This is a genomic window from Dokdonella aquatica (assembly GCF_051987395.1).
In the GTDB taxonomy this organism is placed as follows: Bacteria; Pseudomonadota; Gammaproteobacteria; order Xanthomonadales; family Rhodanobacteraceae; genus Dokdonella.
The window spans coordinates 3983401-3996010 of sequence record NZ_CP197094.1 but is presented as its reverse complement, the minus strand read 5'-3'; the positions used below and the strand labels follow the sequence as shown (position 1 = coordinate 3996010).

Sequence of the window (12610 nt, the reverse complement as noted above, 5' to 3'; positions counted from 1 at the left end):
ACAGGGAAGGCGCGCGTGATCGAGATCGAAGGGTTGCGGTTCGGCTACGGCCGCAAGGCGCTGTACGACGGCTTCGATCTGCGCGTCGACACGCCGGGGCTTTATGGCCTGTTCGGCCGCAACGGCAGCGGCAAGTCCACGCTGCTCAAGCTGCTGGCGGGATTGCTCTTCCCGCGCGGCGGACGCATCCGCGTGTCGGGCCACGAGCCGCGCTTGCGGCATCCGGACTTCCTCGCCGGCGTCACCATCGTGCCCGAGGAGTTCCACCTCCCCAACCTGAGCTGCGAGCGGCTCGTGCGCCACCAGGCCGGGTTCTACCCGCGCTTCGACCGCGTCGTGCTCGACGAGGCGCTAGCAACGTTCGAGGTCGATGCCCGGGCGCCGTTCGACAGCATGAGCCTCGGTGGCCGCAAGAAGGCCGTGCTCGCCTTCGCACTCGCGACTCGCACGCCGCTGCTGCTGCTCGACGAGCCGACCAACGGCCTCGACATCGTCGGCCGCGACCGCTTCCGCGACCTGATCCGGCGTCCGCAGCAGGCCGACCGCATCGTCGTGATCAGCACGCACCAGGCCCACGACCTCGAACAGGTCATCGCACGCGTCATGTTCGTCGAAGACGGCAGGCTCGCGCTGTCGGCCTCGATGGATGACCTCGCCAGGTGCCTGCGCATGGGCGTCGTCGACCAGGCGGCACTCGCCGGTGTCGACGGAGTGGTTTATCGGGAGGCGATCGGGGCGCAGGCCGCGTTCATCGCGACGCGCCACGACGACGTGATCGAGCCCGTGCAGCTCGAGCTGCTCTACCGCGCATTGTGCCGCGCGCCAGAGGCCGTGCTCGCGGCATTGCGTGCGACGGAGGTGACGCATGTTTGACCTCCGGCGCTTCGGACGCCTCGCCGCCGTGCAGTGGGCCGAGCATCGGCGCGAATACCTGTGGTTCTTCGGGATCGGGATCGCGGTGCATGCGTGCATGTGGCTGCTGCTCACTGAGGCCGGCAAGCGCATGGACATGTATCAGCTTCACGACCAGGGACGCCTCTACTACGGCGGCTATCTGCTCACGTCGCTGATCTTCGCCGGGCGACATTTCGCCATCTTCGCGCGACCGGACGCCGCACTGACGTATCTCATGCGACCGGGATCCACGATCGAGAAGTTCGTGCTCGCGTTCCTGGTCGTGGCCGTGGCGTATCCGCTGGCCTACACCTTCGCTTTTCAGGTGTGCCATCTGCCCGGATACGCGCTCGCCGCGACCGCTCCGAGTCCTCCTGGCCTGCTCTTCTATTCGCGTGACTTCGGGCCTTTCATGCCTTTCGCGGGTGACAACCCGCTCGAGGAGGCGTCCGCGTTCCTGGGCGTTTGCACGTTGCAGGCAATGGTGCTCGCAGGAATGCTCTATTTCCGTCGATTCGCTGCGCTCAAGACGATCGTCTCGCTGTTTGCGATCCTCGTCATCGCCTTGCCGCTGATCCAGACACTGTCTGGCGCACATCCCGAGAAACTTCTCCCCGGCTCCGACAGCTTGCCGATCGGGAACGGCGTGCGCGCGTGGTTGTGGGTACTGTGGATCGGTGTGCCGGCGCTGTTCTGGTGCAGCGTGTACGGCTTCCTGCGCGAGAGGGATATCGCGTGATGCGGCTCGGACCTTCGATGTTCCTGGCCGGCCTCGTTCTCGTGGTCGCGGGCGTACTGAGCAGCAGCGCGGAGCTCTGGCACAAGGAGATGGAAGAGCGGCGCGCGCTCGACATCGACGTGGGCGATGCCACGTCGATCGACATCGGTTCATCGCGAGTGGATGAGATCCGATTCGTCGAGAACCCTGGCGCCGTCCTGAGTTTCACGGATGCACAGGCCGCATCTGGCCTCGAAAGGGCCACGTGGCAAGTCAGCGACAAGGTGCTTCATGTGTCGACCGACATGCCCTACGGATACGTCGACAATGCGTCGTTGAAGATCGGTCCAGGGTTGCAGAACGTGACCGGACAGATGCTCCGGATCATCAGCGATATCGCCGTGTCGCGGTTGCGCCTCGACGCATGGAGCCTGACGTGGAGCGGAGATGCCGAGGCGCTCGATATCCATGTGGGACCCATGACCTCGCGGTATTGCGATGGTGTGTCCGATCTCGACGCCCACGTGCATTTCGTAACGGGCAAGGTAGGCGTTCTCAGGATCGCGATGGTCGGCGGGAAGGTCATGCTCGGCGATCTCTCGGAGGTCGGCGAGATCGAGCTGCGTGTGCGGCCTTCTGTGCAGCTCGAGTTGGCCAGCATCGCCGATCTTCCGCGCATTCGCCTGCTCCCGTTCGACGGAGAGCAGGACACGCTTGCGAAGGATGATGCTTCGACGTCGGCGTGCACGCAGAGACCGGGAGCGCGGTAAGGTCCGGCGCTGCTACCGATGTAGAGACAGTGTCGGCTGCCTCGCTTCCCTGAGCTCAGATGAGCTCATCCGACCGGATCACATGCTCCCCCTCGCGCGCCTCGATCGCGGCCTCGAGCATGCGCCGCGCGATCGTCGTCGCGGGATTGATGCGCCACGCGCGCGGCAGCACCGGGCCGAGCACGCCGAGCACGCGTGACGCCCAGCGTTCGGCGGGGCGGTGCTCGTCGCGTTGGCCACCGATGAGGCCCGGGCGCGCGAACACGAGCGAGCGGAAACCGACCTCGCGCAAGGCGTCTTCCACGTCACCCTTGACGCGGTTGTAGAACACGCTCGATCCCGCATCGGCACCCATCGCCGAATTGAGCACGTACGTGGGCGTGCCGTGCGCGTGCGCGAGGCGCGCGATCGCGAGCGGATAGTCGTGGTCGACGCGCTGGAACGCCTCGCGCGAACCGGCCGTGCGCATGGTGGTGCCGAGCGCGCAGATCACCGCGTCGACGGCCCACCACGCGGCGTCGGAAGGCAGGGCGTCGAAATCCACTTCGGGTGCGAGCAGCTTCGGATGCGCGGGCAGGGCGCGGCGCGTCGGCGCGACGACGTGTTCGACGCGCGGATCGTCGAGTGCGAGCGCAAGGACGTGGCGGCCGACGAGACCGGTCGCGCCGGCAATCAGGAGCTTCATGGCGGGTGTTCCTGCATCGAACGTGCGTGGAGCGGTGACAGGCCGCGATGCCTCGGCACCGATGGCGTCGCGCTCATGCGGAGCGCCTGCGCGGCGAGCGCGAGGTGGTGGCCGCGGGCGCTGCACGTTCGGCGAGCACGCGGGCCTCGTGGCGCGCGGCGAGCGTGTCGCGCACGGGCGGCATGCCGAAGAAGCGCCCGTACTCACGGGTGAACTGCGGCACGCTCTCGTAGCCGACCGCGAACGCGGCGCTGCTCGCGGACACGCCTTCGGCAAGCAGCAGGCGGCGTGCCTCGATGAGGCGCAGCTGTTTCTGGAACTGCAGCGGCGACAGCGAGGTGACGCTGCGGAAATGCTGGTGGAACGACGACGGGCTCATGCCCGCGATCGCGGCGAGTCGTTCGATCGGCAAGGCCTGCGTGAAGTCGCGGCGCAGCACCGCGACCGCGCGTGCGACGCGCTGGGCATGCGTGTCGGGGCCGCCGAGGCGGCGCATCGCGGCGCCATGCCGCCCCGCGAGCAGCCAGTAATGCAGCTCGCGCACGAGCGGTGCATGCAGGAACGGGATCGCTTCGGGACGGTCGAGCAGGCGCACGAGGCGCAACGCGACGTCGGCGACCTCGGCATCGGTGGTGTGCACGCGCACCGGCGCCGGATCGACGGCGCGCGGCTCGTGCATCTGCGCGGCGAGCTCGGCGATCACGGCGAGATCGAGGTCGAGGCCGATCGAGAGGTAGGGTTCGGCGGCGCTCGCGCGCGTGATCTGGTTGACGGTCGGCACGTCGGCCGTGATCAGCAGCGAATCGCCGGCCGAGAATGCGAACGTGCGCGTGCCGGCGGTGACGGCCTTGGCGCCTTGCACGACGAGGCTGACCATCGGTTTCGAGATCGCGTGCAGCAACCCGCTCGGCACGGTCGCGCGCACGGTCCACAGGCCCGGTACCGCGCTCGGCACGGGGCCCTCGTCGGCGGCATGGGTCATCGCGTGGCGGCGTACCGCCTCGAGCAGGGTCGTCATGGCAGCGATCGTACGGTTTGCGCGGAGCCGGGAGCTGCCAGTCTGGAGGATCAGGCAAGCAAGGTCGAGTTTCCGGCAACCCGCCGGGGCGTCGCGGGACGACACTGCGCTCCCCACTCGAGGAGCACGTCCATGAGCGCGATTTCCCTTGTCACCGGTGGCAGCCGCGGCCTCGGCCGCAACATGGCGCTCGCGATCGCCCATCGCGGTGGCGACGTCGTCATCACCTACCAGAGCCGCGCCGACGACGCACAGGCCGTCGTCGCCGAGATCGAGGCGATCGGCCGCAAGGCCGTCGCGTTCCAGCTCGACAGCGGCGACGTCGGCGGATTCGATGCGTTCGCCGCACGCCTGCGCGAGAGCCTGCACACGCACTGGAGCCGCGAGAGTTTCGACCACCTCGTCAACAACGCCGGCCACGGCGACTACGCGGCGTTCGACGCGACGACGACGGCGCAGTTCGACCGCCTCGTCGACGTGCACTTCAAGGGCGTGTTCTTCCTGACCCAGGCGCTGCTGCCGCTGATCGCCGACGGTGGTCGCATCGTCAACCTGTCCTCGGGCCTCACGCGCATGTCGTTGCCCGGTTACGCCGCCTACGCGGCGACGAAGGGTGCCGTCGAGGTGCTCACGCGCTATCTCGCCAAGGAACTCGGCCCGCGCGGCATCGCCGTCAACACGGTCGCGCCCGGTGCAATCGAGACCGACTTCGGCGGCGGTGTCGTGCGCGACAACGCGGACCTCAACGCGCATATCGCGTCGGTGACCGCACTCGGCCGCGTCGGCGTCGCCGACGACATCGGCCCGATGGTGGCGAGCCTGCTCGGCACCGACAACCGCTGGGTCAACGCGCAGCGCATCGAAGTGTCGGGCGGGCAGGGGCTCTGACGCCGGAGTGCGACCAGCCGCCCGCGTCGAGGCGATGTGGCTGATCCGGATGTCGTGCATGCTCGTGCGACAGGGACGCCGCTAACATCGGCGGCATGACGACGGTTCGCGCTGCGATGCCGCGGCCGTCGCGCATTCCCACTTCCGGCCGACACGGACGACGCCCGCATGCTCCGACGCCTCGCTCGCCTGTTCCTTCCCGCCGCCGCGACGGCGTCGCCATCCGCCGCGCCGGATCGCGTTCCGGTCACGATGCACTGGTTCGACGGCACGAGCATGCCGATCCCCGACTGGCAGCGCATCGGCGACTCGGCGCCGACCGATTCCGGTGAGGCGAGACTCCACGCGTACTGGGACTCGGCCGCACGGGCCTGGCTCGACGCCGGTGTCGCGCGGCTCGGTGAGGGGTATCGCGTGCGCGGTTCCGATGATTTCCTGCTGCTGTCGACACTGGACACGCGCCAGGGCGATCTTTTCCTCGCGACCTGCCAGCGCATGCTCGCGCGCATACGACGCAGCCTTGGCGACCTCGCCGACGATGGCGGCCATGGCCGGCACGTGGTCATGGTGTTCGAGCATCCCGACGACTATTACGCCTACATCGGCCACTACTACCCGGAGGACGGCGAGTACGCGATGTCCTCGGGCATGTTCCTGCAGTTCGGCTACGGCCATTTCGTGATGCCGCTCGAGGCGATCGACGCGATGGAACCGGTCATCGCGCACGAGCTCACGCATCGCCTCGTATCGCACCTGCCGATCCCGGCCTGGCTCAACGAGGGGCTGGCGGTGAACACCGAGCACGCGATGTTCCCGCACCTCGCATCGCCGCATGCGCAGCTGTATTCGCAACGCGAGATCATCGCCCACCATGCTGCGTACTGGAACGCCGACAGCATCCAGACGTTCTGGTCCGGAAAGTCGTTCCTCGCCACGGACGAGGGCAACCGACTGTCCTACGACCTCGCCACGAGGATCACCGCACTCGCGGCACGCGATGAGGCGGCGTTCCGTGCGTTCGTGCTGCAAGCCGATCTTCGCGACGGGGGCGTGGGTGCCGAGCACCATCTCGGCGTGTCGATCGCGGATCTCGCGCATGCCGTGCTCGGCGACGGGCCCTGGCAACCGCGACCGGACACGTGGCAGGACGGCATCGAGCGGGGGCAGTTCCACCTCGTCGAATCGCCGTCGTCGTGAACGTCGTGATCGGCCCCACTTGATTGTCTACCTATTGGTAGGTAGATTATGTCGCGACATCCTTCGAGGTTCGCCATGGGCATTTCTTCCCTGGGCTGGCTGCACACGCTGGGCAGCCTTCCCGCCATTCCACTCGCGATCGTGATGCTGGCCCGGCACGGCAGGATCGTGCCGGCCACGCGCAGCGGCATGGCGTATTTCGGTTTCATGTTGCTCGGTGTGCTGACCGTGTTCCCGATCGCGCACCAGGCGGTCAGCACGATCATCGCTGCGGTCACGCTGGTCGCGTTGCTGGTCGGTTACGGTGTCTCGCGCTGGGCTTCCGCGACGCGCTGGGGACCGTATGTCGAGACGGTGGCATTGAGCCTCAGCGTGTTCATGCTGCTGCTTCCCGCGGTCAGCGAGACCCTGCGCAGGCTGCCGGCCGGCGATCCGATCGCGAAGTCGATGACCGACCCGCTGCTCGTCGGCGTGCAGGGCGCGTTGCTGCTCGCGCTCGTGATCGGCGTTCCGCTGCAGCTGCGGGCGGTGTACATGCGCCGGCCTGCGCGAGGGAAGGTGGACGCCTGATGCCACGACATGATGCGGAATCGCCGGCGTACTCGCCGAAGGCACTAGAGATCATCGCGCACGCGAATGAGCTGATCGCGAGCGGCGGCTACAACGGTTTCAGCTATGCGGACATCGCCGAGCGCGTCGCGGTGAGGAAGGCGAGCATCCACCACCATTTCCCGGCCAAGGCGGATCTCGTCAAGGCAACGGTCGCGCTGCACAGGGAAGCAACGCGACGTGGACTCGATACCCTCGATGACGCCGTTCCCGATGCCATGGCGCGACTCGAGGCCTATGCCGGCTTCTGGGCCCAGTGCATCGAGGCCTCGAATCCGCCGATCTGCATCTGTGCGTTGCTCGCGGCGGAGCTGCCGTCGCTGCCCGTCGAGGTGGCCGACGAGGTCAAGGCTCATTTCGAGGGCTTGCACGCGTGGGTCGCGTCGGTCATGGAAGAGGGCAACTCCTCGGGGACATTGCGCCTGGTCGGCACGCCTCTAGAGGAAGCGAGCGCGTTCGTCGCATCGATCCATGGTGCGATGCTCGGTGCGCGGGCCGTCGGTGATGCGGCGTTGTTCGGCACGATCGCCCACCAGGCGCTGGAGCGTTTCAGGCCGCGCGGAGCGCCTTGATGGTCGTCCCGGAGGCGGCTTCGGTAGGGTGGTTCCGGATCGTCGCTTGAGTAAATAGAACGATCGTGCTATTTATCGCGCCATGTCCCCGCTGACCGCCACGAACAAGGGCACCGCGACGCGCGAGATGATCCTCTCGCGTGCCTACGCGATCGCGTGCCGGCAAGGCGTGGAGGGCTTGTCGATCGGCGATCTCGCCACCGCGGCCGGCATGTCCAAGAGCGGCGTGTTCGCGCATTTCGGCTCGCGCGAGGATCTGCAGATCGCGGTACTCGACTGGGCGGCGGGGCGCTTCACCGAAGTGGCCGTGCGGCCGGCGCTGACGCGTCCGCGCGGCCTCGCGCGTCTGCGCGGCATGATGCAGGGCTGGTTCGCGTGGGTACGCGACAATCCCGAGGGCTGCATCATGCTCAGTGCGGCGCACGAGTACGACGCGCGCCCCGGCGTGCTGCGCGACCGCATCACCGACTGGTTCATGCAGTGGCATCGCCAGCTCGGCAAGGCGATCGGCCTGTGCATCGACGCGGGCGAACTCGCTGCCGACACCGATCGCGACCTGCTCGCGTTCGAGTTGTTCGCGGTCACCGAAGGCCTGCACAACGCCCGCATCTATCTTCCGGATCGCGCCGCCGAACTCGCCGACCGCGCGCTCGATCGCCTGCTCGCCTCGTACGGCGAGCGTCCCACCTCCACCACCCACTGACCCTCGACTGGAGCTGGCCATGGCCGCCGTTCTCACCGCAAGAAATAGCACGACCGTTCGCAAAATGCCGTGGCGCGCGAAGCTCGGCTTCGGCGCGCTGCGGGCGCGCTTCGCGCTCGGCAGCTGGCTCATGCCCGAGGCCACGGTCGAGCGTGCGTTCCGGCTGTTCTGCACGCCGATGCCAGGGGCGCGTCGCAGGGCGCAACGCGCCGACGACGGCGGTGCGCACCGCCACACGATCGACTTCGGGCGCGAGCGACTTGCCGTCTACACCTGGGGCGACCCGGCGACACAGCCGACCGTGCTGCTCGCGCACGGCTGGTCGAGCTTCGGCCTGCGCTTCCTGCCGTGGGTGCAGCCGTTGCGCGACGCCGGCTGTGCGGTCGTCACGTTCGACCAGCCCGCGCACGGCTTCAGCACGGGGCGCCGCGCGACGATGCCGATGTTCGCGCAGGCCGTGCAACGCGTCGCGGAGCATGTCGGTCCGCTCGCCGCGGTGATCGGCCACTCGCTCGGCGGTGGTGCCGTGGCGGTTGCGCTCGCGCAGGGCATGCGGGCCGAGCGTGTGGTCCTGCTCGCGCCGGCGGCCGATCCCATCGACGCGGCACGCCGCTTCGGTCGCATCGTCGGCCTCGCCGGGCATCTCTCGCGTCGCATCTTCGACGAGTACGAAGCGATCACGGCGTTCCGCGCCGCGTCGCTGCATGCGCATGCGACGGCGCCGGCCATCGCGACGCCCGCGCTGATCGTGCACGACCTCGAGGACCGCGACGTACCCTGGGACGAGGGCGAGCGCTACGCACGCTACTGGCCGCAGGCGCGGCTGCTGAGCACGTCGGGGCTCGGCCACCATCGCGTCGTGGATGCCCCGGAGACGCTCGCGGCCGGACTCGGATTCCTGCGCGGCGAGGCGATCGGGCAGCGCGTCGTGTCGACGCTGGCCCTGCCGTTCGGCGTCTGCTGAGCGCGACGCCGAAGCGCTGATAGTTCGGCCGCGCCGCCGACGCTTGGTTCGCTGACGGCATCCGATCGCGTCGCGATCGGGCAGGGCCGTCCACGGGCATCAGGGGTTCGGCATGGCGAGCGTTACGGAGTCGCGCGTATGGCGCGGGACGAGGGCATGGACCCTTGCAGGGCTGGCCGGCTTGCTCTCCGGCTGCGGAGCGAGCGGGCCGATGTGGGTGCCTGCGGTGCTCGAAGCCGATGCCTCGCGTTCGACCGCTTCGGGGCCGTACCAGCCGTTCGAGGAGACGCTTGCGGTCGGTCCCGATCGCGTGGCCGACCTGCGCTTCTCGCTCGCGACGTTGCCGAGCGGCACCTTGAGCCGGCTGGTCATCGAGAACAACACGGCGACGGTGTCGTCGAGCACCTACAACCTCACCGCGGAGAAAGTGTTCCGCGCGCGCCTCGTGCTCTACGCCGACGAGGTGATCGAACCGGGTTATGTCCGCGTCGATGGCCTCCATACCGCCGGTGGCGATTGCTTCGCGAACGAGGCCACGCCTTCGAACTGCGCCTCGACCCTTGCCGGCCCCGTGCGCGCCGGCAATGCCGACGATCCCGCGCAGGCATGGCGCATCGCCGAGCGCGGTTACCACAGCCTCGACGTGACCGAAGTCGTCAAGGATCGCATCCGCCAGGGCTATGCCGGCGTGCTGCGCGTGGTGTCGGCGCCGGACCTCTCCACCGGGTCGTTCGGCCGGTTCGCCTTCGCGAGCAAGGAAAAGGTGATGGGCCAGTCCCATACCCGCCATGCGCCGCAGCTGCTGATCACGCTGACCGACGCGGCGACGATGGCCTCGAGCACGCTCTTCGCGACCAGCGTGCAGAACGTGCTGGCGGATCCTTCCGTCGCCGATCGCGACTTCTCGCTCGATCCCAACCTGCTCATGAACGGCCATCCCGCCGAGCGTGCCTACGCGCTGATCCGACCGCGCAGCATCCAGACCGGCGGCGCGACGATGCGCAGCTTCCTCAACCAGGCCGGCACGCGCAGCTACAAGATGTCGATGATCACGTCGGTGAACTCCGCGTTTCCCTCGGCGGGTGCCGCGACGGAGACGGTGACCTGGTATCGCACGCCGGCCTTCAACAGCGGCAATGCACGCATCACCTGGAACAACGGCTGGAGCCTGCCGGAACCGTCCGCGCTGCTGGCCACCAACACGGTGCGTCCGGATCGTGCCTCGCAGGTGCTCGCGAGCGACATCACCCGAGGTTACATCGACGCGTTGCGCGAGGCCTACGTCGCCGACAGCAGTACGGCGAATTTCGCGGTCGCCGGCACGACGTCGGTCGCCGGCCCCGTCACGCTCGAGGGCATCCGCGCAACCGGCGACGGTGCGATGGGCAGTGCGCCGAAGTTCCTCGCGGTGCTCACGCCCGTGCCGACGAATCTGCCCTACGCGTTCGACATCAACGACAGCACGCGCCGGATCGAGCTGTGCATGCGGCACCTCGGTTCGGCAACCTGCACACCTTCGATCTCGATGCGGGCGCGCATCGGCCAGAACTTCAGTCCGTCCGCTTACGCCCTCAACATCCGTTCGATCCTCAACGACTCGAATCCCGAGTACGTCAGCCCGGTCAACATCGCGGCGCCACTCTCGGGTCCCAGCGTCGATCTCGAAAGCGATCCGGATCCCGAAACGCAGGATCTCGCCGCGGGTTTCGGCTCGACCGGCTATCAGCCCGATGTACGCCGGGCGAATCGCGAAGTCGGTGCCTACAAGGCGATCGTGAGCATCCCGGGACACAACGTGCGCGCCGAGATCGCGTTCGAGAACCTGCCGTTGCCGTCGGCGGCGCTGTCGGGTCCGGTACGCGTCGCGATCCCGGCCGGCGCCACGTCGGTCACGATCCCGGCCGACGCCGCGCAGCCGTTCACGCTCGCGGTCGACGATGCGGTCGTCAACGCGAACATCGACGACACGACGCTGTGGCGTTTCACGAGCAGCGATCCGTCCGACACGATGCCGGGCGACGTGCGTCAATCGCACGGCAGCGTGCCGGTTGCGCTCGGTTTCGGCTCGTCCGGTCCGCGCACGATCACGGTGACGAGCCGTGGCGACGCGACGATCACGGCGACGTTCGACGTGACCGTCGACCTGCAGGGCACGACCACGCTCGAGCCGCAAGGCTCCATTCCGGTCTACGGCCAACCGGCCACGCTCACGGCGCACGTTGTCGATCATGCGGGTGTACCGATCGAGTCGGGCGAGGTCGAGTTCCTGTCCGGCACGACCCTGCTGGCGCGCGCGTGGATCACCCAGGGCGTCGCGTCATGGACAACGTCCGCGCTCGACGTCGGCGTGCATGCGATCACCGCGCGCCACATCGGATCCGTCGACGACCTCGTCGCCGGGTCTTCGACGACGGGGACGTTCGCCGTCGACCGCGCGGGCAGTGTCGTCGATCTGAGCGCACCGGCCTCGGTGCTCGTCGGTGACAGTGTCGAGGTTGGTGTGTCGGTCGCGGCGCGTGCGCCGGGAGCAGGCACGCCTTTCGGCATCGTCACGATCGGCGACGGCACGGTTTCGTGCTCGATCGATCTCGAGACGGCGAGCGCCTGCACGTTGATGCCGGCAGGCTCCGGCATGCGCACGTTGACCGCGAGCTACGCTGGCGACGGCAACTTCCTCGCCTCCGACGCACACGCGCCGCTCGCGGTGCTCGAGCGCGCCGTGCTCGCGCCGAGCCTCGACGACGGGCGCGACTATGTCACCTACGGGCGTGTCGTCGACTATGCCGTGACCCTGCGCAACGACGGCCTTGGCGAGGCGACCGCGTTCCCGGTCACGGCGACGCTGTCGGCCGCGTTCGACGGCGACTTCGCGCGCTGGCAATGCTTCGGCGCCGGCGCCGGTGCAACCTGCGCGGCGAATGGCGACGGCTTGCTCGACGACCTCGCGACGATCCCGCCGGGCCGCAGCCTGACCTGGCTCGTCCGTGTGCCGGTTCGTCACGACACCGCGGAAACGTCGGCGACGCTCGCAGTCGACGTCGGCGGCCATGACCCGCATTCGCTCGTCGACACGAATACGATCGTGATCCTGCGTGAAGGCTTCGACGATGCATATCCGACATCGGCACCGATCTTCGGCGACGAGGCAGAGGCGATCCTGGACGGCCGCTCCGTGCATGCGTTCGTGATGCCGCCCGCGTCGGACCGTCGATTCGACGACGGGCTGGTGCTGCGTAGCAGCGGTCGCGAGATCCGCGTGCAGCGTGCATGGCTCGATGCGCAGGCCAGCGTCGTGCGGCTGTCGGTGCGCGAAGCGAAGGGTCTCGAGCAGGTGTCGCCATGGGTACGAGCGCAGGCGTCGTCGACGCTGGCGATCTCGGGTCTTCGCCTCGACGGCGGCGTGACCACGGTGCTGCTCGAAGGCGCCGAGGTGCCGACAGCGATGACGTTCCGCGAACTGGACTGATTCCGCACGATGCCACATCGAAATCGATATCGCCTGCGGACGAACGGTATCCGACGCAACCTTCTTTGGGGGTGCGCGTTCTGGCTGCACCGCAGCGTGATGTCGCCGTGCTTCCGTGCCACCGTG

Annotated in this window: 12 protein-coding genes; 10 read left to right on the top strand and 2 right to left on the bottom strand. The window is 68.3% G+C overall.

The window, feature by feature from the left end; genetic code table 11:
• Positions 1-15 precede the first annotated feature (15 nt).
• The 3 genes from ACQQ2N_RS17765 to ACQQ2N_RS17755 are packed head-to-tail and all read left to right on the top strand — an operon-like array spanning position 16 to position 2382.
• The gene (locus ACQQ2N_RS17765; protein WP_440222902.1) at positions 16-873 is read left to right on the top strand and encodes an ATP-binding cassette domain-containing protein; all 858 of its coding nucleotides are present in this window, start codon (positions 16-18) and stop codon (positions 871-873) included.
• Entirely contained in the window at positions 866-1633 is a 768-nt protein-coding gene (locus ACQQ2N_RS17760) for a hypothetical protein (protein ID WP_440222901.1), read from the top strand. The genes ACQQ2N_RS17765 and ACQQ2N_RS17760 overlap by 8 nt, the downstream gene beginning before the upstream one ends.
• Before the next feature lie 17 nt (positions 1634-1650).
• Complete coding sequence (locus ACQQ2N_RS17755; protein WP_440222900.1) at positions 1651-2382, top strand: hypothetical protein; 732 nt, start codon at positions 1651-1653, stop codon at positions 2380-2382.
• Between the two features lie 55 nt (positions 2383-2437).
• On the opposite strand, the gene ACQQ2N_RS17750 is transcribed toward ACQQ2N_RS17755, so the two are convergent.
• Positions 2438-3067 (bottom strand): NAD(P)H-binding protein, encoded by a 630-nt coding sequence (locus tag ACQQ2N_RS17750; RefSeq protein ID WP_440222899.1) that lies wholly within the window; start codon positions 3065-3067, stop codon positions 2438-2440.
• 73 nt (positions 3068-3140) lie between these two features.
• A complete protein-coding gene (locus tag ACQQ2N_RS17745) occupies positions 3141-4085 on the bottom strand; it encodes an AraC family transcriptional regulator N-terminal domain-containing protein (RefSeq protein WP_440222898.1) in 945 nt (314 codons plus the stop codon).
• A gap of 132 nt (positions 4086-4217) precedes the next feature.
• On the opposite strand from ACQQ2N_RS17745, the gene ACQQ2N_RS17740 reads away from it, so the two are divergent.
• The 7 genes from ACQQ2N_RS17740 to ACQQ2N_RS17710 all read left to right on the top strand — a co-directional run bounded on the left by ACQQ2N_RS17740 (position 4218) and on the right by ACQQ2N_RS17710 (position 12484).
• Positions 4218-4973 (top strand): SDR family NAD(P)-dependent oxidoreductase, encoded by a 756-nt coding sequence (locus ACQQ2N_RS17740; protein ID WP_440222897.1) that lies wholly within the window; start codon positions 4218-4220, stop codon positions 4971-4973.
• A gap of 168 nt (positions 4974-5141) precedes the next feature.
• Positions 5142-6170: a hypothetical protein gene (locus tag ACQQ2N_RS17735; RefSeq protein WP_440222896.1), complete on the top strand. Its 1029-nt coding sequence runs from the start codon at positions 5142-5144 to the stop codon at positions 6168-6170.
• 75 nt (positions 6171-6245) lie between these two features.
• The gene (locus ACQQ2N_RS17730) at positions 6246-6740 is read left to right on the top strand and encodes a hypothetical protein (protein ID WP_440222895.1); all 495 of its coding nucleotides are present in this window, start codon (positions 6246-6248) and stop codon (positions 6738-6740) included.
• Positions 6740-7351 (top strand): TetR/AcrR family transcriptional regulator, encoded by a 612-nt coding sequence (locus ACQQ2N_RS17725; protein ID WP_440222894.1) that lies wholly within the window; start codon positions 6740-6742, stop codon positions 7349-7351. Before ACQQ2N_RS17730 ends, ACQQ2N_RS17725 begins: the two co-directional genes overlap by 1 nt.
• Before the next feature lie 82 nt (positions 7352-7433).
• Complete coding sequence (locus ACQQ2N_RS17720) at positions 7434-8054, top strand: TetR/AcrR family transcriptional regulator (protein ID WP_440222893.1); 621 nt, start codon at positions 7434-7436, stop codon at positions 8052-8054.
• Between the two features lie 64 nt (positions 8055-8118).
• Positions 8119-9018, top strand: coding sequence for an alpha/beta fold hydrolase (locus ACQQ2N_RS17715; RefSeq protein WP_440222892.1), 900 nt, complete (start codon positions 8119-8121; stop codon positions 9016-9018).
• A 211-nt stretch (positions 9019-9229) separates the two neighbouring features.
• Entirely contained in the window at positions 9230-12484 is a 3255-nt protein-coding gene (locus tag ACQQ2N_RS17710; RefSeq protein ID WP_440222891.1) for an Ig-like domain-containing protein, read from the top strand.
• Positions 12485-12610: the final 126 nt, after the last annotated feature.

Excerpts from the sequence above, each read along its gene's own strand:
- ACQQ2N_RS17760 (WP_440222901.1), top strand. The coding sequence starts at position 866 with ATGTTTGACCTCCGGCGCTTCGGACGCCTCGCCGCCGTGCAGTGGGCC.
- ACQQ2N_RS17755 (WP_440222900.1), top strand. The coding sequence starts at position 1,651 with ATGTTCCTGGCCGGCCTCGTTCTCGTGGTCGCGGGCGTACTGAGCAGC.
- ACQQ2N_RS17750 (WP_440222899.1), bottom strand. The coding sequence starts at position 3,067 with ATGAAGCTCCTGATTGCCGGCGCGACCGGTCTCGTCGGCCGCCACGTC.
- ACQQ2N_RS17745 (WP_440222898.1), bottom strand. The coding sequence starts at position 4,085 with ATGACGACCCTGCTCGAGGCGGTACGCCGCCACGCGATGACCCATGCC.
- ACQQ2N_RS17740 (WP_440222897.1), top strand. The coding sequence starts at position 4,218 with ATGAGCGCGATTTCCCTTGTCACCGGTGGCAGCCGCGGCCTCGGCCGC.
- ACQQ2N_RS17735 (WP_440222896.1), top strand. The coding sequence starts at position 5,142 with ATGCTCCGACGCCTCGCTCGCCTGTTCCTTCCCGCCGCCGCGACGGCG.
- ACQQ2N_RS17730 (WP_440222895.1), top strand. The coding sequence starts at position 6,246 with ATGGGCATTTCTTCCCTGGGCTGGCTGCACACGCTGGGCAGCCTTCCC.
- ACQQ2N_RS17725 (WP_440222894.1), top strand. The coding sequence starts at position 6,740 with ATGCCACGACATGATGCGGAATCGCCGGCGTACTCGCCGAAGGCACTA.
- ACQQ2N_RS17720 (WP_440222893.1), top strand. The coding sequence starts at position 7,434 with ATGTCCCCGCTGACCGCCACGAACAAGGGCACCGCGACGCGCGAGATG.
- ACQQ2N_RS17715 (WP_440222892.1), top strand. The coding sequence starts at position 8,119 with ATGCCGTGGCGCGCGAAGCTCGGCTTCGGCGCGCTGCGGGCGCGCTTC.
- ACQQ2N_RS17710 (WP_440222891.1), top strand. The coding sequence starts at position 9,230 with ATGTGGGTGCCTGCGGTGCTCGAAGCCGATGCCTCGCGTTCGACCGCT.